Below are 22,043 nucleotides of genomic sequence, written 5' to 3'. Positions count from 1 at the left end.
GGGCCTCGCATCCTGCGGTGGTGGCTGGTTTTTGATGTTTATTATTCCTTTCTATCAAACCCCTCTAAGGCCAGCAAGTAAATCCCGGGCATGGTGGCTTTTGCTTGATTTCCCGCAAGGTTTCGAGATACTGTATATTTGAACAGTGTCTATGTTTTTGGAGATCAGCAGCATGCATGTCAGTTATGTGAGTGAGTCGGGTGACTTCCCGGAAATGCCCTTGCCGCTTTACCTGGAGCGGGTGGCGGCGGGCTTTCCCTCGCCTGCCCAGGATTATGTCGAGCGGGCTTTGGATTTGAATCAGCTACTGGTTAAACATCCAGCATCTACTTTTTTTGTCCGTGCCGAAGGGGATTCCATGGTTGAGGCGGGAATCTTCCCTGATGATCTGCTGGTGGTGGATCGTTCCCTGAATCCTGCTGATGGCGATACGGTGATTGCCGGTTTTAACGGTGAGCTGACGGTCAAGCAGTTGCAGTTGCGCCCTGTGCCGCGCCTTTTGCCTTGCAACCATCGTTATTCGCCCATTGATATTCCCGAAGGCAGTGACTTGGAGATTCTCGGGGTGGTGACCAATGTTATCCACCACATGAGGAAGTAGCCCATGCCGGTGTTTGCCCTGGTGGATTGCAATAATTTCTATGCTTCCTGTGAAAAGCTCTTTCGCCCTGATTTGAAAAACAAGCCGGTGGTGGTGCTTTCCAATAACGATGGCTGTGTGGTGGCGCGCTCGCCGGAAGCCAAGGCTCTGGGTATCAAGATGGCGGTGCCGGTGTTTCAGATTCGGGAGGAACTGGACCGTCATGGCGTGGTGACCTTTTCATCCAATTATGCTTTGTATGCGGATATCTCCCAGCGGGTGATGTCGATTCTGGAAGACCTGGCCCCCAGGGTGGAGGTCTATTCCATTGATGAGGCCTTTCTGGATTTAACCGGTATGCCTGCCAACCCGTCTTTGGAAGGCTTCGGTCAGTTGTTGAGGGCCACCGTCGGCCAGTGGACCGGGATTTCCGTCTGTGTGGGAATTGCCCCGACCAAGACCCTGGCCAAACTGGCCAATCACGCCGCCAAGGCCTGGCCTGCAACAGGCGGGGTGGTGGATTTGACCCGCAAGGAAAGACAGCGCAAGCTGCTGGCCCTTCTGCCGGTGGATGAAGTCTGGGGAATCGGGCGGCGTTTAAAGGCACGCCTGCAAAAGCAGGGCATACACACGGCCCTGGATCTGGCCGATGCTGATCCTCATCAAATACGTCGGCAGTTTTCCGTGGTGGTGGAGAAAACCGTCAGGGAATTGAATGGCACCGCCTGTCTGGGTCTGGAAGAAACCCCGGCGACTAAAAAAGAGATTGTCTGCTCGCGCTCCTTTGGTGAAAGAATCACGGATTTTCAGGCCATGCGCGAAGCGATTAGTGAATATGCCACCCGTGGAGCGGAAAAGCTGCGCGGTGAGCAGCGAACCGCCAAGCAGCTAACGGTATTTATCCGCACCAGCCAGTTTAATAGCCGTGAAGCCCAATACAGCAATGCCGCCACGCTGGAGCTGGTGATTCCCACGGATGATACCCGCAGCCTGATCGAAGCGGCTCATCGGGGCCTGAAAAGCATCTGGAAGGACGGCTATTGCTATGCCAAGGGCGGTATTCTGCTGACCGATTTTTATGATCCCTACACTTTTCAGCCGGAGTTGTTTGATGAAGCCAGGGATAACCCCAAAACCCGGCAACTGATGCAAACCCTGGATCAAATCAACCAGAAGGGCCTGGGGCGGGTTTTCTTTGCCGCCCAGGGCATCCAAAAAGGCTGGAGCATGAAGCGCGATTATCTGTCACCCGCCTATACTACTCGCTGGAGTGATCTACCCAGAGTAAAGTAGTTGTCTGCTTTCCAACCGCTTCTACACAAGGAGGTTTTATGTATATCAAATCCAGAGATCAACAATCCCTTGATCGTGCCTATTTTAATAAGCGGATTCACAGGCTCTACAAGAAGGGTTCAATCCATTTTTACGCCGTTCCCTCCACCCCCAGGTGGCTGCTCACTACCTTTCTGCAACTCGCTGAAATGACTTATGAAGCCTCGTTTAATGAAGATGATTTCAAATACTGGCTGGATACTGCCAAAAGCTTGTATGTGACCGTAGCATCCGACCCCGACAAGAGCTTTCCTGAATTAACCAGAGAGGCGTTGGAACAAGTAAAGGCTGATGTTCATCCAGAAGACGAGGATTACCAGTGCGTTCATATATTACATCATAAAGATGACCTTCCTGAGATAGAGGATTGTGACGACAGCTTCAAAATAGTTTGTGAGCTTTTTCAAGAAGATAGTATTCAACACAGCATGGCTTACTGCCCTACCGGAAAAAACACCGTCTATATGCTGATTACTTCTGTTTAGGAAACCGGCTAACTGGTTACTCCCTGTAGCAGCCTAGGGAGCGAAGATTGCAAGAATCCTGTTCAAGACAACTCTTCTTGCATTGAGCACCCGGACTTTGCAGGCTGGCTGAAGACGGAGGTTTCCAGGTAAAAGGCATCAAAGCCTGCGACCTCTGCAAGGCCCTTTATATTCAGCAATTCCAAATGACAATTTCCAGTGTTTAACAAACCCTCTTGCCGGAAGTCTTGCAAGGTGCGATTGATATGCACGCTGGTCAGCCCAAGAGCGTCTGCCAGAATATTCTGGGTCAGAGGTAAAGACAGATGCTTTTCAACAAGCGCATTGGTACGCCCTAGGCGATGGGCAAGCTCTACCAGAAAGTGGGCCAATTTCTCCCGAGCCGTACGACGACCGAGATTCACCAACCTTTCCAGAAGAATCGCCTGATCCCGGGCAATAATCATGAACATGAGATTGCAGAGTGTCAGTGAGCTGGCAAAGATAGAATCCAGATGCTGCCTGGGAAAGGAACAAAGAACAGCATCCGTGAGCAAGACGACGCTGGTGATGCGCGTCTGAAAGGCAAATTCCCTGAGGCCAATAATATCCCCCGGTACAAACACATCCAGCACCTGGCGGCTGCCGTCCTCCATATCGCGAAAGGAGCAGGCCCAGCCTTTATTTAAAGTAAAAAAACTATCGGACTTATCACCCTGCTGCCACAGGATGGCGTTCTTGCTCCACTCTTGGGGACCTTTCTCCAATGAAAGTAAGAGTTGCTGGTCTTTGTCATCAATGTTTGTGTAAGACTGGAAGTGTTTGATGATGCAACTATCGGCTGGCTGCTCACTCATTACTGGTCCTCATAAGATTGCGCCCTGATTTTTTTCTTGTTGGCGGGGGGGGCAAGGTCCTTACGTTTGCCATCACTTAACCTAGGTTATCTGTCCTTGAAAAACTGCGTGTTAGGGTGCTTTAAAAACACCCAACACGAGGACTTAGAATAATGCAACCGATGACGGATTACTATCCAACCCGGGAGCACTTCATTGAAGAGCGCTTCCCCAGGAAAGAGCCGGTCATTCATTTGGATTCACAAGAGCGTGCCAATGGCCCTCTCAGTGAAGAGGAATTACAGGATTACGAACGCAACGGATTTCTCTCTTTTGAGGGCTACTTTTCTTCCGAGGCAGTCGCGCCTTTCTTTGATGAGCTGGATGACATCGAAAGGGACTCGGCCATGTGTGCCCGAGACCAGGTGATCATGGACCCGAACCAGAAAAAGGTTCGCTCTGTTTTCGATATGCATAAGCTATCCAGCGCCTTTGATCGCATGACTCGCCACCCCCACCTGCTGGCCATGGTTCAGCAACTCCTGGGTAGTGATGTCTATATCCACCAGTCTCGTATCAATGATAAGTCGGGTTTCTGTGGCAAGGGTTTCGAATGGCACTCGGATTTCGAGACCTGGCACAGCGAGGATGGCATGCCTGCCATGAGAGCGGTGAGTGCCTCTATTATGCTCACCGACAACAATGCCTTTAACGGCCCCTTGATGTTGATTCCCGGATCACATCAGGCCTTTATTCCCTGTCCGGGCGAGACACCTGACAATAACTGGACTCAATCCCTGCGCAAGCAGATGGTGGGTGTCCCCTCCCGTGAGGACATTGCTGATCTGGCCAATAGCGGCGGTATTAAGCAGCCAACGGGGCCTGCAGGATCGCTCCTCTTGTTTGAGTGCAACACCCTGCACGCATCCAATGCCAATATGTCGCCTTGGCCCAGATCCAATCTTTTCTTTGTCTACAACAGTGTCGAGAACCGCATGAATAAGCCTTTTTCCGGAAAGGCACCCCGGCCAAGCTTTCTGGCAACCCGGGATAATCCGCCCCCTCTGAAGGCCCACTGCGGCGAAGAACAAGGGGAAACTTTGTTGATTTCTTAAAAAGGAGGTCAGGTTTCACGCAAACCCATCGTTTTGCGAATTCAGTAATCACGATTCATTTCACTATGTTTTTGTAAGGAGATCAGTATGAACTCCATGACAGCAAACAAAAATCTTCTAAGAGCCATGACGCTGGCCGGTGTAACCTCAGCATTGACGCTATCACTGCCCGCCAGTGCACAGATTAAAGACAAGCCGGATGGCAGTTGGGTATCGCTAAGCGGCCAGGTCGCTTCCCACACGCCCAGCGCCTTCACCCTGGATTTTGGAGAGGGCGTCGTCCAAGTCGAAACTGACGACTGGGACTCGATCGGCGATGTCTGGTCTCTTAGCGAGGGTGATCAGGTCACGGTTTACGGTCGTGTTGATGACGGCCTTTACCAAAACAAGAAGATAGAAGCGGGCGGCGTCTACATCGAAGATCGGGATACGCTGGTCACGGCACCTTCTGCAGCGGATGAAGAAGATGCCTTGCCCCCTGTTCACAGCTATCTAGCCGTGCCTGCGGATTATGATGTTCAGGTTGCTGGCACTGTTACCTCGGTAACGGGACGCGAATTCACGATCGATACCGGCGCAAGGATGATCTCGGTCGACACCCTGCAGATGGGCTACAACCCACTGGATGACAAGGGGGTCGTCAGAGTTGAAGAAGGTGATTTTGTCAGCGTTTCAGGGGACCTTGACCTGAACGTGTTCGATGAGAACGAAATTTCCGCTGAAGCCATTATTTCCTTTGATTAAAACCTGATCGGGTGGCAACTGGGCAACACGATTGATCAAGCGTCAAACGCGCCCAGTGCCGCCGAACCCCTTGCTCCAACTCAAATCCCAACCGGCTTGCTACTCCTCGCTCTTTTATTCATCAAGATGGGAAGTCCTGTTGACCCGTTGAAATATCAAATGACGAGTCCACCTAGTCATTAGCAAACCAAAAATCTGCTTAGGAAACCTCTGATTAACTATTGCGCTGCGACCCACATGGATGTGGGAAGTGCAGCGATTCATCAGGAGTGAATCCTGCCTTATGCTGTGTTGATCAGAGGCTCCTTGGAAGCCAAAATATATGGAGTGTTTCATGAGCGAACCGATCAACGAACTGGAAGTTCAGACGCGCGACCTGCTGACTAGCGAGATCAAGAACCATCGCTCCTGGTTTACAGGCTTGGGCATTGTCTTCTTACTACTGGGTGTGGCGGCAGTGACCTTTCCCTGGGTGGCCACCCTCTCTGTGGATATAATCCTCGGCACCCTGTTAATGATCGCTGGCTTGGCTCAAATCTTCCATTCTTTTTCCATACCCCGCTGGCGAGGCACCCTGCTCAGCCTGGGCTTGTCGGGTTTAGGCCTACTCACGGGTATCCTGATGCTGCTGTTTCCTCTGGCAGGGGTTGTCACCCTGACCCTGCTGGTCACGGTTTTTTTCCTTCTATCGGGAACGGCAAAAACCTTTTTTGCATTTCGGATCAGGCCCGCCGTTGGTTGGGGCTGGACTCTGGTGAGCGGCTTGAGTTCACTGGGCCTGGCACTACTCATCCTGTTTCAATTTAATGAGGTGCTTCCCTGGGTGCTCGGCTTACTCCTGGGGATTGATCTTATTATTAGCTCCGTGTGGATGCTGGCTCTGGCCAGCAGTGCCAAGAAGGGGTGAGCCTATGTCCGATTCCTCAGCCAAAAAAGAAACACGCCCCAGGCAGCAGGGCCCAGACACCGAACAGCCGCCTTCTTTTGATCATGAGGCGATATCCCAGCCGCGCTATCGCCGCAGCCAGGCTGAAACCTGCGTTACCGATGTCTCCCGCAACGCTGCGGAAAAAGGCGAGCAGCCCTATACGGTCTGGTCTTCAGAACGTGCTTTTATTCTTTCGACTGCTGCAGCCGGGGTCGGCCTGGGTAATCTTTGGCGTTTCCCCACCCTGGTTGGAGAAAATGGCGGGGGCAGCTTTTTACTCTGTTATGTGATTGCCGTTGTTTTTGTCTCCGTCCCCTTTGCAGCCATAGAGATAGCGGCAGGACGCCGGGCACATGGTTCCACCCTGGCCAGTTTTGGTGGCCTGGGTCGGGGAATGGCACTGATCGGGCTGGCCATCGTGCTGCTGACGCTGATGATTGATAGCTATTATTTTGTGGTCAGCGGCTGGACACTGGGCTATGCCGTGGAAGCGACTCTGGGTGCTGTGCCTGCTTTTGAAACCTTCACCAGTGGTTACGCTTCCATTATCTACTTTCTAATTACCTGCGCCCTGGTCACTCTGGTGCTTTTTTTCGGGATCAGCGGGATAGAGCAGTTTGCACGCGTCATGATGCCTGCTTTGGTTCTAGTCCTGTTGGGGCTTGCTATTTTTGCGCTCAACACGGGGGATGCCCTTCAAGCAGCAGAATTTCTGTTCAACCCCGATTTATCCCAACTTAACGATGATACGGTCTGGCGAGCAGCCTTTGGGCAGGCCTTCTATTCCTTGACCATCGGCCAGGGTTATCTCATCACCTACGGCAGCTATCTTCCTCGCCGGGTTAACGTGGCCCGCTCGGTATTATCCATTGCCACGATTAATTCGATGGTAGCTATACTGGCTGGCCTGGCCATTTTCCCTCTGCTTTTTGCTGCAAATCTGGACCCCACCGGCGGTAGTGACCTGGCCTTCACCGCGCTTCCGGAAGCCTTTGCCAACCAGGGTTGGGGCCGGGTTTTAGCACCCATCTTTTTCTGGTTATTTTTCCTGGCTGCTTTTTCTTCCTGTATCGGCGGCGCCAAGGTCGTTACTGCCGCTATTCGCGAACAGATCTCGCGTTCAGGTTCCAGACTGGCTGTACTCCTGGGACTGGGAGCCATTGCTCTTCTGGGCCTGCCTTCCGCCTTCTCTTACAGTGCTTTGAACTGGCAAATCAACGGCCTGCCGGTGCTTGATTTTGTTGACCGTACCCTGGGCACCAATGCTGTGCTGGGTTTGGCTTTGCTGTCGATCTCGGCTCTAGCCTGGTCCTTGCCCGTGGAACTCTGGCAACGCCAGCTGGGTCTGAGAACCCCTTGGCTCGCCGATTTGATCGTATGGCTTTCAAGATGCCTGCCCTTGGCATTACTGCTGGTTGGGGCCCTGCAGTGGGTTTGATGAACCCGCAGTTTCGCAGCAAAAGAAGCTGTTCAGGTTGAAAAATACTGCGATTACCGAGGATCACTGCCCCCTTCAAAGAGTGGCTTTATTTTTCCTGCAAACTCCAGCCTCCATCCCAGTCAGGGGCCGGGGGCTGGTCTTCCAAAAGGTCCAGCCTTTCCAGGTAAAGCGCATAGAGGCGTATCTGGGGCTGCTCCTTAGCAAGCCGCGCAAAGGCCTTGCGTGCTTCTTGCAAACGAGCACTGCGGAAATAAATCAGGGCCTGATCCAGCGCTTCTATTTCGGCCTCCTGTTGGGAGGTCGCTTCCGATCTCAGGCAGAGCGGCTGATAAACCCGAACCAGATCTCTCTTGCCCTTGACCCTGACCAAATCCAATTCACGCCATAAAAAGTGTTCTGCAGCCAATTCCTGTGTTCGTTGGCCCACCACCAGGGGCACTTGATAGTATTTGGTGGCCCCTTCCAGCCGTGAGCCTAGATTAACGGCATCCCCCAGCACGGTATAGGAACGGCGGTATTCCGATCCCATATCACCAACATTCATCAAGCCGCTGTTGATGCCGATACCGACTTCAATCTGCGGCCAGCCTTCCGCGATAAAAGTCTGATTGAGTTCACGGGTGGTATCCAGAATCTGCAAACCTGCTTTAATGGCGTTGACAGCATGCTCAGCGTCTTTAAGCGGAGCGCCCCAGAAGGCCATGACCAGATCACCGATGTACTTATCAATGGTGCCCCGGTGCTGAAAAATATCCCGCGTAATAGGGGTAAAATAGCGATTGAGCAGGTGTTTTAGCTGGTTGGCTTCCAGGTTTTCAGAAAGCGCCGTAAACCCACGGATATCCGAAAAAAGTACGGTTAGCTCGCGTGATCGCCCTTCAAAGCTGAAAGCATCCGGGTGCTGGCTCATTTCCTCGACCAGCGAAGGCGGAACATATTGGCCAAACATATTGACCAAACGCCGCCGGTTCACTGTTTCCACGAAAAAGCCCCAGGTAAAATTGAAAACGGCCAGCAGCAAAATCATCAACAGGGGGATTGCCAGTGCCAGGACGATTCCTTCAACGGCCCAGAGCCAGCTAACTAGAAGTGTCACGGCTAGCGCACTCAACAAGGCCGACACCACCTGCCCCCAGGGGGATAACCAGGGTAGCAGTAATGCCAGCAGCAACCCGGTTGAACCGGCTAGCAACCAGTTAGCGCCGACAGCCCAGGAAGGCTCGGTCAGAAACTGTTCATCCAGCATGGCTGCAATCAGATTGGCGTGCACCTCCACACCGGGATATACCGAATCCACGGGCGTTGCCCGTAAATCAAACAGACCGGGGGCGGTTGTTCCCACCAGGACCAGCGCACCGGAGAGCGGTGAATCTTCAACTTTACCGGCTAGCAGCTTCCAGGCCGGGACATAGGGAAAACTACCCGCCCCACCACGAAAAGGGATAAGCAACTGACCCGAGCCATCTGTGGGCAAACGCAGACTGCCGCCCAGTTCCAGCGAATCCAACTGCTCTTCACCACCCACGCGCTCGGTGTGCAGTTGTAGTCGCTCAATCAACAGGTATTGGCGCACCATTTCCAACGACAAAGAGGGATAGAGCTGGTCCTCATAACGGGTTACCAGCGGGGCTCGACGCACGACCCCATCACTATCGGTCGCCAGACTAAAAAAACCGCTGCCGATGGCTGCCTCGGCCAATTGGGGTAAAGGTGCGGTATATCCGGCCATGGAAGGCAAAGCCAAATTTTCTATCCGGCCAGGATTTTGTAAATTCAGGGCAGAGGGTAGGGTACCGCTGTGACTGGGGTTCTGGTGACTGAAGATATAGCCGAGAACCACCTCATGATCCGCCAGGGTTTGCGCCAGCAGCCGATCACCGTCATAACGGGGAGCCAGAGCCTGCAATTGTGATCTGAAATCCTGGCTTAACGCAGGTGCTGTTGAATCCAGCTGCTGCTGAATGGCTTCAACCGGGTTGCGTTCAGCTTCGGCAAAGAGCACATCAAACCCGATGATGACTGCGCCTGCTGCATCCATGGCCTTGATCAGTTCTGCGATCTTGCTTCGCGACCAGGGCCAGTGACCCTCTCGCTTCAGCGATTCTTCATCAATATCAACAATAACGATCGGCGTTGTGGCTGTTCCCGGAGAAGCTGGCAGATGCAGCTGCATGCGAAAGTCATAAGTCAGAAGTTCCAGGCGTTCATAGAGACGATCCAGCAGTGGCAGCCAACCGGATTGTGCCAGCATTAAAAATGCACCCAGCAGGAGCCCCAGCAGACTGGCCAGGCGACGGGAAGTAACCGGGTTCAGCATCGGCAAGCTGGGTGTTATTTATTGCGTCCGGGTGGTTCCCGGCCTTCCAGTCCTGGCGGGGTGTCGTTTTCACGGCCAGGTGGGTCCATAGCGCGTCCGGGTGCAGGGTTACCCAAGTCAGGCGCAACATCCGGATTGACTCCCGCAGCAGGCCGATGGCTGCGTCCCGGAGACGACTGCTTCTCCAATCCGGGTGGACGGCCGCTTTCCTGGAAGGCTCGGTTAAAGCTGGCGGGTAAATCTCGCGCATCAATGCTCTGGGGAGCTTGCCCCAGGGCTGCAATCCGGGCTGAATTATGGGTTTCTCCAACACCGAACTCGGCTACCCCGTATTCATTTTCCAGATACAGCTGGCCGGTCAACCCGCGTACATACAGGTTTTGCCCCGCTTGGGTGAAGGCGTAAAACGAAGTCCCCCTCACTCCGATGGTTCCGGCACGGCTTTCAATACGATAACGCTCACCACCGACTGCACCGGTGATGGTTCTCAGTCCTCCTTCGACCAAACGCTTGATATTACTTTCCTCGGCCGCTGTCTCCTCATCTTCACCGGCGTAGTGAAAAGCTTCGATCACTAGTTCACTACCTGCGGATAAGGAGAAAATCTCGCCATCGTTCATGCGTAGCTGCATGCGGGCTTCTTCTGTCGTTCTCAGGGTGTCTCCGAGGTAAACAGGAGAACGCCGCTGCAGATCTCTGGGTGTTTGATCCGGTTGTTGAGCAGTTGCCCCGGCGCTGGCTGCCAGAACCCGGCCAACCTGTGTGGGTTCAGCCACAGCCAGTTGGGCACCTGCCAAAAGGCTGACCACTAGCAACCACAGGCCGGTTCGCTTGATGCTTTGTAATAATCGGTTAGACATGACTTAAAATCCTCTCTGAATGCCTACCCATAGCTGTGTTCGCCGGTAAGCGTAAAAATCGATATTGGAAGCATTGTTGAGCTGCTCAAGTTTTACTTCCAACTCCCAGGCATTCCAGGGCTTGTAGTGGCCGGCCAGACTCAGACGTTGCAGTTCATCCTGGCGGGTGCGTGCAAATGCCCAATGCTCTTCCTGGTAATTCGAGCGGGTCGTGGCCAAGGCCAGGCTTCCTCCCAAGTCTTCCGCTACCCGGTAGCTGATCCGGCTGCTGAATTCCAGATAGTCACGCCCCAGATACTCGTAACCGCCGGTTTCTGCTTGAGTACGACCCCACAGGGGACCCAGGCGCAACTGCCAGCGGGTAGCCAATTGAAACTCCATCTTCATCCCCACCAGGCGACCGCGAAGATCGCGTTCACCCGTGCCACCGTAATCCACCCGATTCATTCGTCCCATGACCAGCAAGCTGGTCGTCTCTTCTACCGGTTTGCGGTAATTAACGCCCAAGGCAAGACGGGTCAGGTCGTTGCCATCATTCCGACTGCTTCTTTGAAAACTGGCGGGAAAAACCAGACGGCCTCCACCGGTAAAAAAAACGGGGGCCAGGGTTAATTCCAGGCCGGTTTCGTTGAAGCTGCTTTTTTGCCGGTGAAGTTTGCGGTTCACTTCGGCGGCTAAAAAAAAGCCACGCTCCCCGGTTGTTACCTGATAATGCTTAACCCCTGCATAAAGGTTGGAGAAATAATCACTTTCCGGGTCCGGCAAGACTTCATTGCTTGCTTGCGGGCTTTGTTGCAAGGCTTCATTATCACTGGTCAAGGCACCGACATTGGAGTCATAACCCAGGTTCCAGCCCAGATAACGATTTGTTGTGCTGCTTCTGACCAGCGTTGCCTCTTCCTGTTCACGCAGGTCGAGCTCGACCAGGTAGCGACGAATACTCTCGAGCATTCGGGGTGACGGGGGCGGGTCCGCCTCAAGAAGCTGCCGGAAGTGCTCACGGGCCAAAGACCAGTTTTGCAATTCCAGGTGTGTCTGGGCCAATTCCATTCTCGGTGCGCTAGCCTGGGGATTGACGATTAGAATCCGCTCAAAGGCAAAAAGAGCCTGATAGAGTTGACCGGATTTCAGGGCGGCCCGGCCGAATGCCTGATCAAATTCGGGATCGCCTGCTTTCGAATCCAGATACCGGCTGCCCAGCAAAAAGGCTTCCTGATACTCTTGTTCAGCATTCAAGCGTTGCATTTCACTCACCACCCCAGCAGCCTGCAAGCTCAGGGGAGCAATACCCAGTAAGAAGACCAAAATGACCAACCCTTTCACGAATAAAGAATGCATAGGCTCCTTGTTGGTTTGGCTTTCATCCATTTAAAGGCTAGGCAGCAGCATGATGCAAAGCAATTTATTAGCAATAAAGTTACAAATTTTATAGCCATTAACATTTAGCAACTCGGTCCAGCGACCAGGGAGCTCTTTTTTATCCCGGTTGAAGAGCCATTTTTATTGCGCCATTTGCAAGCCTTCGCTTCATAAATGCACCTTTATGATGCATTTTGCTTCACCGGACCTGACCCTCTTCAGCCTATCCCGAGCCTGCCATGAACTTCTTCAGGCCTGCAGGCATCGTTTCTCCAGGAGGTTTTTGCTCTTTCTGGTACGGGGCTTGCAATATTCACAGGGCATCACGAGTATTTCTGGTTAGGATGCTGAACAATTTAATGCAATAGAGCGCTAGGGTTCCGGGTCTGTGATCAGGCTGGCTGGTCCGAGAGCACTCAACCTTCTTGCGGAAGGTCACACGGCGGGACAAAAGCCCGGGAGGTTACTGGCACTGGCCAGGAATACTCCTCTAACTGTGACCAACCCGAAGGGGGTTAAAGCATGAAAAAGCTCTTATCTTCTCTATCCGTCCTGGCACTCAGTGCCTCTGTCCTTTCCTCTCCTGTTCATGCACGAACCGATTTCAGCATCTGCTGGTCCATTTATGCCGGTTGGATGCCCTGGGGTTATGCCCAGGAACAAGGCATCGTGCAAAAGTGGGCCGACAAATACGACATCAATATCGATGTTGTCCAGATCAACGATTACATCGAATCCATCAACCAGTATTCCCTGGGCCAGTTTGACGGCTGCACCATGACCAACATGGATGCCCTGACCATTCCTGCTGCCGGTGGTGTGGATTCCACCGCCATGATCGTCGGGGATTTCTCCAACGGTAATGATGGCGTCCTGCTGAAGGGTGAAGACGAACTGGAAGCCATTCGCGGCCAGGAGGTCAATCTGGTCGAACTGAGTGTTTCCCACTACCTGCTGGCTCGTGGCCTGGAAAGCGTAGGCATGAGCGAAAGGGATATCACCGTGGTGAACACCTCGGATGCCGATCTGGTCGCCGCAGCCTCCACACCTTCCGTGACCGCAGTCACCACCTGGAATCCGCTGCTGAACGAGATCCTGTCCATGCCGGAGACCAACCTGGTATTTGATTCCTCGCAGATCCCTGGTGAGATTATCGACCTGCTGGTGGTGAATACCGAAACCCTGGAAGCCTACCCCGAACTGGGGAAAGCCCTGGCCGGTGCCTGGTATGAAACCATGAGCCTGATGAGTTCCGGTGGCGAAGCCGAAGCCGCAGCACGTACCTGGATGGCTGAAGCCTCGGGCACCGACCTGGAAGGCTATGAACTGCAACTGGGTAGCACCGAGATGTTCTATCAGGCCGGTGAAGCGGTCGATTTCACCCTGAGTGAACAACTGCCCGAAACCATGCGTAAGGTCGCCGGTTTCTCCTTCCAGCATGGTCTTCTCGGCGAAGGTGCACCCGATGCCGGTTTTATCGGTATCGAAACTCCCGCCGGTCTCGTGGGTAGCAGCAACAATGTTCAACTGCGCTTCAACCCCGAGTTCATGCAACTGGCTGCTGACGGCGAACTCTAATGAAACGCCTGCTCAATCAACAGCCTTCCACGGCCGGTCGTATGCTCCTGAGCAGTTTGCCCTTTTTGGTCCTGCTGCTGATCTATCTGGTGGCATCCGACCTGCGCCTGGAAGCCAATCCCAGTGATAAGCTCTTGCCGTCTTTCACTCAGATGGGGGAAGCCATCCAGCGCATGGCTTTCGAGCCCAATCGCCGAACCGGAGAATATCTCTTTTGGGTCGACACCTTCAGCAGCCTGCAACGTCTGCTGCTGGGTGTGCTGATTGCTGCTTCCTTCGGCTTGTTGATTGGGCTTTTGACCGGCGCCCTGCCTCTGGTGGGCGCCAGTTTTTCTCCGGTCCTGACGGTGATTTCCCTGATTCCGCCCCTGGCTTTACTGCCGGTGCTCTTTATTGTCTTCGGGCTGGGTGAGGTGGCCAAGGTCGCGCTGATTGCCATCGGCATCACGCCCTTTATCGCCCGGGATATGCAAAAGCGAACCCTGGAAATCCCCCGGGAACAGCTGATCAAGGCCCAGACCCTGGGTGGCAATACCAGCCAGGTTCTGATTCGGGTACTGCTGCCGCAGCTAACCCCTCGCCTGCTGGATGCGGTGCGCCTGTCGCTGGGTACCGGTTGGCTTTTCCTGATTGCTGCCGAAGCCATCGCCTCCACTGAAGGCCTGGGCTATCGCATCTTTCTGGTCCGTCGCTATATGTCCATGGATGTCATCCTGCCCTATGTGGCCTGGATTACCTTTCTGGCATTCCTGCTCGACTGGCTGCTGGTCAGCGTCAATCGCAAACTCTTCCCCTGGCATGGTCACGGAGGTGGCGCATGATTGAAGTACGCAACCTCTGGAAAAACTATGGAGACAAGGTGGTTCTGGAAGGCATTAACGCCCGGGTTGAGGAGGGTGAATTCATTACCCTGGTGGGTGCTTCCGGGTGTGGCAAGAGCACCTTTCTCAAAATGCTGCTGGGTACGGAAACACCCAGTCGCGGGCAACTGCTAATGGATGGCCAGGCCATCAAGGCCGAGCCGGATCGTGACCGGGGCATCGTTTTTCAGCAGTATTCCGTCTTTCCCCACATGACGGTGCTGGACAATGTCATTGCCGCTGAAGGCTTCAAGCAACCCGGCTTTACCGGCCTGCTCTGGGGCAAAAAACGCCGAGAGGCAAGGAAAAAAGCCCAGGTTCTTCTGGAAAAGGTCGGTCTGAGTGCTTCGGCGCAACTCTACCCCCACCAGCTATCCGGGGGCATGCGCCAGCGTCTGGCCATCGCCCAGGCCTTGTTGGGCAAGCCACGCATCCTTCTGCTCGATGAACCCTTCGGTGCCCTGGACCCGGGCATTCGCAAGGATATGCACGAGCTGGTTCTGGATCTCTGGCGTACCGAAAAGCTGACCGTTTTCATGGTCACCCATGATCTGGAAGAAGGCTTTTATCTGGGCACCCGCCTCTGGGTTTTTGACAAGCTGCGTCAGGACCCCCAGGCACCCGATGCCTATGGTGCGGGCATTACCTACGATCTGCCGGTGGGTCAGCCGGATCCCAAAGAACTGGAAACCATTGAAGAAAATCTCAAGGGGTCTACCCATGATTAAATCGATCGAATACACCACGGAAATCAGCCCGGGTGGCCACTGGTCCCTGCGTATGGCCAGAGGCACCTGTTTGCGCCTGACCGATCTTCACGGCAGTGCCAACCTGGGCATGCTCTTTTACAACCCCGAGAATCTGTTGGAAAGATACAACGCCCCGGACACTCTGAAATGCCAGCATACCTTTCGACTCACTCGCGGGCATTGCCTCTATTCCGATATGGGGCGCATTTTTGCCTCCATCACGGAAGACTCCACTCCCGGCCACGACAGTGTTTGCGGCAATACCTCTGCGGCCCTGACCGAAGAACGCTGGGGCCAGCGGGATTACCAGAAGGATCGCAATGCCTGGCTGCAGAATGGTCAGGATGCCTTTTTGGTGGAGCTGGAAAAATACGGCCTGGGCCTGAAGGATCTGGCCTCCAACCTCAATTTCTTCAGCCTGGTGCGCACCGATGAAGCCGGCAAAATGCAGCTGGACACCAGCGCCAGCCAGGCCGGAGACCAGGTCACTCTACGTTTCGAGATGGATACCCTGGTGCTGCTGCATACCTGCCCCCACCCGCTGGACACCAGTGACAGCTACCCGGCCAGCCCGGTCAAACTGGAACTGGGATTGGCCGAGCCGGTCCAGAAAGACGACTACAACCGCAACTTCCGCCCTGAAAATCAGCGCGGTTTCCAGAACAACGCCCTTTATTATCTCGGACGCTGAGGAGATCACCATGCTAACCACGAGTGAGCGCACCCCGGAAACGGCTGTCTTCAGAAAAACCATCGATTCCGGCGATTACTACCTGGGTCGTATCAAGCAGGGACAAACCCTGAGGATTCTGGATCTGGAAGGCAACCAGGCTGCAGATACCCTCTTCTACAATGCCGAAGATCCCCAGGAACGCTACAGTGCCCAGGATACAGTTCAGGCCCAGCAGGCCGTCTACTTGACGACCGGCAGCCGCCTGCTTTCCAACCGACAAAGACCCCTGCTGGAAATCGTTGCCGACACCTGTGGCCGCCATGACACCCTGGGCGGAGCCTGCGCCACGGAAAGCAACACCGTACGCTACGACCTGGAAAAACGCTGCATGCACGCCTGTCGAGACAGCTGGATGCTGGCCATTGCCGAGCAGCCGGAACTGGGACTGACCAAGGCGGACATCGGCCATAACATCAATTTTTTCATGAATGTGCCCGTCACCCCGGAAGGAGGACTGACTTTCGAGGATGGCATTTCCGGAGCCGGTAAATACGTGGAAATGACCGCCTGCATGGATGTCCTGGTGCTGCTGTCCAACTGCCCCCAGTTGAACAACCCCTGCAATGGCTATAACCCCACACCGGTTGAACTCCTGGTCTGGGATCATTGATTCACGACTTCAGTGGACGACCACTGTCGTAACTTCTGGCCGGGACGACCCGCGCAGAGGATTTTCTTATGTTCTCCAAAGTCTTGATTGCCAACCGCGGCGCTATTGCGGTCAGGCTACTGCGTAGTTTTAAAAAACTGGGTATCCAGGCAGTTGCTGTCTATCACGAGCAGGACAGGGACAGCCTGCATGTACAACTGGCGGATGAAGCCTGGTCACTGGGTGACGCCAGTGCTGCAGACACCTATCTTAATGCTGACAAGCTGCTGCAAATCGCCCAGCAAGCAGGCGCAGAAGCCATCCACCCGGGCTATGGTTTTCTAAGTGAAAACGCTGATTTTGTAGCGGCCTGTGAAGCAGCCGGTATCGTCTTTATCGGGCCCACGCCCCAGCAGATTCTTGATTTTGGTCTCAAGCACCAAGCTCGGGCCCTGGCCGAAAAGGCCCAGGTCCCCCTCCTGCCCGGTTCGGGACTTTTAGCTGACCCGGCTGCAGCCCTGCAGGAAGCCGAACGGATTGGCTACCCGGTAATGCTGAAATCCACAGCCGGTGGCGGCGGTATCGGGATGGAAGTCTGCCGCAGCGCCGGGGAGCTGGAAAAGGCATTTGACCGGGTTCGTCGTCTGAGCAGCAATAACTTCTCTGATGGCAGCCTTTTTCTGGAAAAATTTGTAGAGGCTGCCCGCCATATTGAGGTTCAGGTATTTGGCGATGGTCAGGGCCAGGCCCTGGCGCTGGGTGAAAGAGACTGTTCCAGCCAGCGGCGCAACCAGAAGGTCGTCGAGGAATGTCCTGCACCCGGCCTCACAACTGCTGAGCGCCAGCAGCTACATGAAACCGCAGAGCGACTGTTGGCGGCCGTAAACTACCGCAACGCCGGGACCGTGGAATTTATCTACGATGCCCAGAGCGGTGATTTTTATTTTCTGGAAGTAAACACTCGCCTGCAGGTGGAGCATGGCGTCACCGAAGAAGTCTATGGCGTAGATCTGGTGGAATGGATGCTGCGCCTGGCTGCCGGTGAAGATCTGCAACTGGATCAACGTCGTCAGGCCTTGAACCCCCAGGGCCATGCCCTTCAGGTTCGCCTTTATGCCGAAGATCCCTGGCGTAACTTTCAGCCCTGCCCCGGTTTTTTGAGTGACGTTCATTTTCCACACCAGCCAGGTTTAAGGGTCGACACCTGGATCGAAGCTGGTCTGGAAATCCCCTCACTTTTTGATCCCATGTTGGCCAAGGTGATCCAGAAGGGAGAGAATCGTGACCAGGCTCTGGCCTTGCTACTTCAGGCCTTGCAAGCCACACGTCTTTACGGCACGGAAACCAATCTGGACTACCTGCAGGCCCTGCTGCAAGACCCCTGCCTGCAAGCCGGTCAGGTCACCACCGCTTATCTGAACGAGTTTACTTACCAGCCCCAACGTCTGGATGTGCTTCAGGCCGGAACCCTGACCACTCTGCAGGATTATCCCGGCCGCCAGGGTTATTGGGATGTGGGTGTTCCCCCTTCCGGGCCTTTTGACCACTACTCTTTCCGCCTGGGCAACCGGCTTCTGGGCAACCCGGAAACAGCCACCGGGCTGGAAATCACCCTCCAGGGCCCAACCCTGGCTGTTTCCACCGCCTTAGCCGTCGCGGTGACCGGGGCCCAGGTCGAGGTTCTGGTGAATGATCAGCCTCGCTCCTGCTGGGAAATCATCCAATTGCAGGCCGGGGATCGACTCAGCATTGGCCGCATCGAAACCGGCAGTCGCAGCTACCTGTGTGTCGCTGGCGGCCTGGATTGCCCCGAGTACCTGGGCTCCAGCAGCACCTTTACGCTGGGCCAATTTGGTGGCCACAATGGCCGCGCCCTGCGTACCGGCGATGTCTTGCGGTTGAAAAACCCAGGCGCAGAACCACCGGAAAAAAAGGTGCCCGAAGCACTGCGACCCCAGGTGGGTCACGAATGGCGCATCCGGGTAATTTCCGGCCCTCATGGTGCCCCGGATTATTTCACCGACGAGGACATCCAGACCTTTTTTGCCAGCGACTGGGAGGTTCACTACAACTCCAGCCGCACCGGCATTCGTCTGCTCGGCCCCAAACCCCAATGGGCCCGCCCCGATGGCGGTGAGGCAGGCATGCATCCTTCCAACATCCACGATAATGCCTATGCCTATGGCAGTATCGATTTTACCGGCGATATGCCGGTCATTCTGGGACCGGATGGCCCCTCGCTGGGCGGTTTTGTCTGCCCCGCCACGGTGATCACGGCGGATCTGTGGAAGCTGGGTCAGTTGCGGGCCGGAGATCGTCTGCGTTTCCAACCGGTGAGCCTAGAAACCGCTGAACAACTGGAAAAAGCGCAAAAGACAGCCATCACCCAGTTGCAACCTCAAGAAGTCAACTGGTCAGAGACCCAGGATCTTTCGCCCCTGCTGGCCGAATTCCCGGCCGAGGAATTCCGTGATCGCATCCTGGTGCGCGCAGCGGGTGATCACTTCCTGCTGGTGGAATATGGTGAGCAGGAGCTGGATTTGCGGCTGCGCTTTCGTGCCCATGCACTGATGCAAGCACTGCAGCAAGCGGCCTTGCCGGGTATTCGCGAGCTGACCCCCGGCGTGCGCTCCCTGCAGATCCATTTTGATCCTCTGGTGCTGCCACGTGAGCAACTGCTTGAACAACTGCGTCTAACGGAAAAACGCCTGGCCAGCGAACTGGAACATCTGGCCGTGCCTTCACGCACTGTCTGGCTGCCTCTTTCCTGGGATGATGAAGCCTGTCGGCTGGCCATCGAAAAATACAGTCAACTGGTGCGCAAGAATGCGCCCTGGTGCCCGAGCAATCTGGAGTTCATTCGCCGCATTAACGGCCTGGAAAGCCTGGACGAGGTCAAACGCATCCTTTTCGAGGCCTCCTACCTGGTCATGGGCCTGGGCGATGTTTACCTGGGCGCGCCGCTTTCCACACCGCTGGACCCCAGACATCGTCTGGTCACTACCAAATACAACCCGGCACGCACCTGGACGGCGGAAAACTCCGTAGGCATCGGTGGTTCCTACCTCTGTGTCTACGGCATGGAAGGACCCGGCGGCTATCAATTTGTTGGTCGTACCCTGCAGATGTGGAACCGCTATCGCCAGACACGCGAATTCAGCCAGCCCTGGCTGCTGCGCTTTTTCGACCAGCTGCGCTTTTATGAAGTCAGCCATGATGAACTGCAACAGATCCGCAAGGATTTTCCCCAGGGGCGCTACCCACTGAAGATCGAAGAGGGTTCTTTCAGCCTGGCAGATTACCAGGCCTTCCTGGAACAAGAAGCAACGGGCATCCAGGCCTTTACCCAAAAAAGGCAGCAGGCCTTTGATGAAGAACTGGCCCGCTGGCATGCCGATGGCCAGTTCAACTTTGCCGAAGAAGAAGCCGAACCACCCACGCAGGAGGAAGACTGGCCGGAAGGCAGCCTGCTGGCCGATAGTCCTGTTGCTGGCAGTGTCTGGGAACTCTTGAAGCAACCCGGTGACGAGGTTCGGGCCGGGGAAACCCTGATGCTTCTGGAATCCATGAAAATGGAGATTCCCGTGATAGCTGCTGAAGCCGGAATTCTACTGGAACACCGGGTTCAGCCCGGTAGCCGGGTTTCCCCCGGTCAGATCACCAGTATTCTGCAACCCCTGGAAAACCAAGGAGAGCCAAGATGACTAAAAGTCTGACAACCCGAGGCTGGACCCTGCAGGACTGGCAAAATGCCCAGCAGCAAGGCCAGGGGCTGGAGCGGGTGCAAAACCTGTTGAGCTACCTACGCGAAGAACAACAGCAATCAAGCGACCCGGCTTGGCTGTATCTGGCGCCGGAAGAAGCTGTGGAGCAGCAATGGCAAGCGATCGAACAAAGAAAAGCTGCCGGTGAGACCCTGCCGTTATTCGGTGTTCCCTTTGCCATCAAGGATAATATTGATGCGGCTGGCTGGCCCACGACCGCTGCCTGTCCGGCGTTTGCCTATGAAGCAGAAGAGGATGCCGCCGTCGTGGCTGAACTGAAACAGGCCGGTGCCCTGGTCATCGGCAAGACCAATCTGGATCAGTTCGCGACCGGCCTGGTGGGCACCCGTTCTCCCTATGGTGCGGTTCCCAATAGCTTTAATCCGGATTATGTCTCCGGGGGTTCCAGCTCCGGTTCAGCTTCTGTGGTTGCCCGTGGACTGGTTCCCTTTGCCCTGGGAACGGATACCGCCGGTTCCGGCCGGGTGCCAGCAGCCTTCAATAACCTGGTCGGACTCAAACCCACCCGTGGCTGGCTCTCAACCCGCGGGGTGGTGCCCGCCTGCAGAAGTCTGGATTGTGTCTCGGTTTTTGCCCTCACCGTTGAGGATGCCCTGGTGATCACACGTCTGGCGGGTGGCAAACAACCCGACCCCCAGGATCCCTGGTCCAGAGCCCATCCGCAAACCACCCCGGTCGCCTTGCCTGCGCGCCCTCGCCTGGCCATCCCCGACCAGCTGGAGTTTTTTGGCGATCAACAGATGCAGGCTGCCTTCGCCCAAGCTCGTCAGGAGTTGGAGAAACTGGCCGATCTGGTGGAAATTGATTTCTCTGCTTTCAGTGAATTGGCAGCACTTCTTTATCAGGGCCCCTGGGTTGCAGAAAGAACCCATGCCCTGGGTGAACTCCTGGATCAGCCGGAAAAGCTGGACCCCAGCATTTACACCATCATCGCCCAGGGCCGTAATATCTCCGCGGTTGAGTGCTTTGATGGTGAGTACCGGCGCCAGCAGTTAAGCCGTCAAATTCAGCAGCAGCTGCAGCAGGTGGATGCTCTGGTCGTGCCCACCTCGCCCACCCTAAGAACCCTGGAAGAAATGCAGCAGGAACCGCTGGTGTATAACAGTCAGTTTGGCACCTACACCAATTTCACCAATCTGGCTGATCTCAGCGCTCTGGCGCTACCCGCTGGCTTTCGTGAAGATGGTTTGCCGCTGGGGATCACGCTGATATCCACGGCCTGGCAGGACACTGCCCTGGCTGAATTTGGTCAGCGTTGGCAGAGCCATTTGGCCCTGCCCCTGGGGGCTACCGGCCAGCCTTTCCCTGCTCAGCCTCAGGCGCTGAAACCTGTTGCCCCCGAGGCTGTACGTCTGGCCGTAGTAGGTGCTCACCTGACCGGTATGCCTTTGAACTTCCAGTTAAGCAGTCGGGCAGCCCGTCTGGTGGAAACCACGGAAACATCCGCCGAATACCGCCTTTATGCCCTGGCCGGCACCCAACCACCCAAGCCCGGTCTGGTCAAGGTTGATGAAGGGGGAGCCGCAATTCAGGTAGAAGTCTGGGATCTGCCCAAAGCTCTGTTCGGTGCTTTTGTGGAGGAAGTGCCTGCGCCCCTGGGCATCGGCAATCTGACACTGAAAGATGGTCGTCAGGTGAAGGGCTTTATTTGCGAGCCCCAGGCCTTGGAAGAGGCTACGGACATTACCGAATACGGCGGCTGGCGAGCCTATATGCAGAGTCAGACCTAGCCAGCAAAACCCTGCGAATCGAGGAGGCAACCAGCAGCAAGGC

General features: G+C 55.1%; 18 protein-coding genes and 1 riboswitch. Of the genes, 14 read left to right on the top strand and 4 right to left on the bottom strand.

Going from position 1 to position 22,043, the window contains the following annotated elements:
- Positions 1-172 precede the first annotated feature (172 nt).
- The 3 genes from umuD to DFK18_RS04735 are packed head-to-tail and all read left to right on the top strand — an operon-like array spanning position 173 to position 2,397.
- Positions 173-601 carry a translesion error-prone DNA polymerase V autoproteolytic subunit gene (gene umuD / locus DFK18_RS04745; RefSeq protein ID WP_114417093.1) on the top strand — a complete coding sequence of 143 codons (429 nt, stop codon included), beginning with the start codon at positions 173-175 and terminating at the stop codon, positions 599-601.
- A 3-nt stretch (positions 602-604) separates the two neighbouring features.
- On the top strand, positions 605-1,873 hold the full coding sequence (gene umuC / locus DFK18_RS04740; RefSeq protein WP_114417060.1) for a translesion error-prone DNA polymerase V subunit UmuC: 1,269 nt from the start codon (positions 605-607) through the stop codon (positions 1,871-1,873).
- Between the two features lie 38 nt (positions 1,874-1,911).
- Positions 1,912-2,397, top strand: a complete 486-nt coding sequence (locus DFK18_RS04735) for a hypothetical protein (protein WP_114417059.1) — start codon at positions 1,912-1,914, stop codon at positions 2,395-2,397.
- Between the two features lie 62 nt (positions 2,398-2,459).
- On the opposite strand, the gene DFK18_RS04730 is transcribed toward DFK18_RS04735, so the two are convergent.
- On the bottom strand, positions 2,460-3,233 hold the full coding sequence (locus DFK18_RS04730; RefSeq protein WP_114417058.1) for a Crp/Fnr family transcriptional regulator: 774 nt from the start codon (positions 3,231-3,233) through the stop codon (positions 2,460-2,462).
- Between the two features lie 152 nt (positions 3,234-3,385).
- Here DFK18_RS04730 and thpD point away from each other — a divergent pair, with 152 nt between their 5' ends.
- The 4 genes from thpD (at position 3,386) to DFK18_RS04710 (ending at position 7,437) form a co-directional block, all read left to right on the top strand.
- On the top strand, positions 3,386-4,327 hold the full coding sequence (gene thpD, locus DFK18_RS04725; RefSeq protein WP_114417057.1) for an ectoine hydroxylase: 942 nt from the start codon (positions 3,386-3,388) through the stop codon (positions 4,325-4,327).
- Positions 4,328-4,423: 96 nt separating this feature from the next.
- Positions 4,424-5,071 carry a hypothetical protein gene (locus DFK18_RS04720; RefSeq protein WP_162299691.1) on the top strand — a complete coding sequence of 216 codons (648 nt, stop codon included), beginning with the start codon at positions 4,424-4,426 and terminating at the stop codon, positions 5,069-5,071.
- A gap of 334 nt (positions 5,072-5,405) precedes the next feature.
- Positions 5,406-5,978, top strand: a complete 573-nt coding sequence (locus DFK18_RS04715; protein ID WP_162299690.1) for a DUF308 domain-containing protein — start codon at positions 5,406-5,408, stop codon at positions 5,976-5,978.
- A 4-nt stretch (positions 5,979-5,982) separates the two neighbouring features.
- Positions 5,983-7,437: a sodium-dependent transporter gene (locus DFK18_RS04710; RefSeq protein ID WP_162299689.1), complete on the top strand. Its 1,455-nt coding sequence runs from the start codon at positions 5,983-5,985 to the stop codon at positions 7,435-7,437.
- An 88-nt stretch (positions 7,438-7,525) separates the two neighbouring features.
- Here the strand turns inward: DFK18_RS04710 and DFK18_RS04705 are convergent, their stop codons facing one another.
- From DFK18_RS04705 to DFK18_RS04695, 3 genes are read right to left on the bottom strand one after another with little or no spacing between them, the layout of a single operon-like run.
- Positions 7,526-9,757, bottom strand: a complete 2,232-nt coding sequence (locus tag DFK18_RS04705; protein WP_218563897.1) for a CHASE2 domain-containing protein — start codon at positions 9,755-9,757, stop codon at positions 7,526-7,528.
- Between the two features lie 14 nt (positions 9,758-9,771).
- Positions 9,772-10,617, bottom strand: a complete 846-nt coding sequence (locus DFK18_RS04700; protein ID WP_114417053.1) for a FecR family protein — start codon at positions 10,615-10,617, stop codon at positions 9,772-9,774.
- Between the two features lie 3 nt (positions 10,618-10,620).
- Entirely contained in the window at positions 10,621-11,955 is a 1,335-nt protein-coding gene (locus tag DFK18_RS04695; protein ID WP_162299688.1) for a tetratricopeptide repeat protein, read from the bottom strand.
- A 382-nt stretch (positions 11,956-12,337) separates the two neighbouring features.
- Positions 12,338-12,440, top strand: a riboswitch (guanidine-I (ykkC/yxkD leader).
- 58 nt (positions 12,441-12,498) lie between these two features.
- Between DFK18_RS04695 and DFK18_RS04690 the strand changes: the two genes are divergently transcribed.
- From DFK18_RS04690 to atzF, 7 genes are all read left to right on the top strand, one after another.
- Positions 12,499-13,554, top strand: a complete 1,056-nt coding sequence (locus tag DFK18_RS04690) for a putative urea ABC transporter substrate-binding protein (RefSeq protein ID WP_114417051.1) — start codon at positions 12,499-12,501, stop codon at positions 13,552-13,554.
- Positions 13,554-14,375 carry an ABC transporter permease gene (locus DFK18_RS04685; protein ID WP_114417050.1) on the top strand — a complete coding sequence of 274 codons (822 nt, stop codon included), beginning with the start codon at positions 13,554-13,556 and terminating at the stop codon, positions 14,373-14,375. Before DFK18_RS04690 ends, DFK18_RS04685 begins: the two co-directional genes overlap by 1 nt.
- Positions 14,372-15,142, top strand: coding sequence for an ABC transporter ATP-binding protein (locus tag DFK18_RS04680; RefSeq protein ID WP_114417049.1), 771 nt, complete (start codon positions 14,372-14,374; stop codon positions 15,140-15,142). Before DFK18_RS04685 ends, DFK18_RS04680 begins: the two co-directional genes overlap by 4 nt.
- A complete protein-coding gene (locus DFK18_RS04675; RefSeq protein ID WP_114417048.1) occupies positions 15,135-15,854 on the top strand; it encodes an urea amidolyase associated protein UAAP1 in 720 nt (239 codons plus the stop codon). The genes DFK18_RS04680 and DFK18_RS04675 overlap by 8 nt, the downstream gene beginning before the upstream one ends.
- Before the next feature lie 10 nt (positions 15,855-15,864).
- Positions 15,865-16,506, top strand: a complete 642-nt coding sequence (locus DFK18_RS04670; RefSeq protein ID WP_114417047.1) for an urea amidolyase associated protein UAAP2 — start codon at positions 15,865-15,867, stop codon at positions 16,504-16,506.
- A gap of 68 nt (positions 16,507-16,574) precedes the next feature.
- Positions 16,575-20,189: an urea carboxylase gene (gene uca / locus DFK18_RS04665; protein ID WP_114417046.1), complete on the top strand. Its 3,615-nt coding sequence runs from the start codon at positions 16,575-16,577 to the stop codon at positions 20,187-20,189.
- Entirely contained in the window at positions 20,186-22,000 is a 1,815-nt protein-coding gene (atzF, locus tag DFK18_RS04660; protein ID WP_114417045.1) for an allophanate hydrolase, read from the top strand. Before uca ends, atzF begins: the two co-directional genes overlap by 4 nt.
- The last annotated feature ends 43 nt before the right edge of the window (positions 22,001-22,043 follow it).

The sequence above is a fragment of the Marinospirillum perlucidum genome (genome assembly GCF_003336805.1).
GTDB classification, from domain to species: domain Bacteria; phylum Pseudomonadota; class Gammaproteobacteria; order Pseudomonadales; family Halomonadaceae; genus Marinospirillum; species Marinospirillum perlucidum.
The sequence above is the reverse complement of the archived record's forward strand: the minus strand, read 5'-3'. Positions and strand labels throughout refer to the sequence as shown.

What these genes read in the sequence shown, in the direction of transcription:
- DFK18_RS04675 (WP_114417048.1), top strand. Translation starts at nt 15,135, where the DNA reads ATGATTAAATCGATCGAATACACCACGGAAATCAGCCCGGGTGGCCAC.
- DFK18_RS04710 (WP_162299689.1), top strand. Translation starts at nt 5,983, where the DNA reads ATGTCCGATTCCTCAGCCAAAAAAGAAACACGCCCCAGGCAGCAGGGC.
- DFK18_RS04700 (WP_114417053.1), bottom strand. Translation starts at nt 10,617, where the DNA reads ATGTCTAACCGATTATTACAAAGCATCAAGCGAACCGGCCTGTGGTTG.
- DFK18_RS04715 (WP_162299690.1), top strand. Translation starts at nt 5,406, where the DNA reads ATGAGCGAACCGATCAACGAACTGGAAGTTCAGACGCGCGACCTGCTG.
- DFK18_RS04735 (WP_114417059.1), top strand. Translation starts at nt 1,912, where the DNA reads ATGTATATCAAATCCAGAGATCAACAATCCCTTGATCGTGCCTATTTT.
- DFK18_RS04730 (WP_114417058.1), bottom strand. Translation starts at nt 3,233, where the DNA reads ATGAGTGAGCAGCCAGCCGATAGTTGCATCATCAAACACTTCCAGTCT.
- umuC (WP_114417060.1), top strand. Translation starts at nt 605, where the DNA reads ATGCCGGTGTTTGCCCTGGTGGATTGCAATAATTTCTATGCTTCCTGT.
- DFK18_RS04670 (WP_114417047.1), top strand. Translation starts at nt 15,865, where the DNA reads ATGCTAACCACGAGTGAGCGCACCCCGGAAACGGCTGTCTTCAGAAAA.
- DFK18_RS04685 (WP_114417050.1), top strand. Translation starts at nt 13,554, where the DNA reads ATGAAACGCCTGCTCAATCAACAGCCTTCCACGGCCGGTCGTATGCTC.
- DFK18_RS04705 (WP_218563897.1), bottom strand. Translation starts at nt 9,757, where the DNA reads ATGCTGAACCCGGTTACTTCCCGTCGCCTGGCCAGTCTGCTGGGGCTC.
- DFK18_RS04720 (WP_162299691.1), top strand. Translation starts at nt 4,424, where the DNA reads ATGACAGCAAACAAAAATCTTCTAAGAGCCATGACGCTGGCCGGTGTA.
- DFK18_RS04690 (WP_114417051.1), top strand. Translation starts at nt 12,499, where the DNA reads ATGAAAAAGCTCTTATCTTCTCTATCCGTCCTGGCACTCAGTGCCTCT.
- DFK18_RS04680 (WP_114417049.1), top strand. Translation starts at nt 14,372, where the DNA reads ATGATTGAAGTACGCAACCTCTGGAAAAACTATGGAGACAAGGTGGTT.
- atzF (WP_114417045.1), top strand. Translation starts at nt 20,186, where the DNA reads ATGACTAAAAGTCTGACAACCCGAGGCTGGACCCTGCAGGACTGGCAA.
- thpD (WP_114417057.1), top strand. Translation starts at nt 3,386, where the DNA reads ATGCAACCGATGACGGATTACTATCCAACCCGGGAGCACTTCATTGAA.
- DFK18_RS04695 (WP_162299688.1), bottom strand. Translation starts at nt 11,955, where the DNA reads ATGCATTCTTTATTCGTGAAAGGGTTGGTCATTTTGGTCTTCTTACTG.
- uca (WP_114417046.1), top strand. Translation starts at nt 16,575, where the DNA reads ATGTTCTCCAAAGTCTTGATTGCCAACCGCGGCGCTATTGCGGTCAGG.
- umuD (WP_114417093.1), top strand. Translation starts at nt 173, where the DNA reads ATGCATGTCAGTTATGTGAGTGAGTCGGGTGACTTCCCGGAAATGCCC.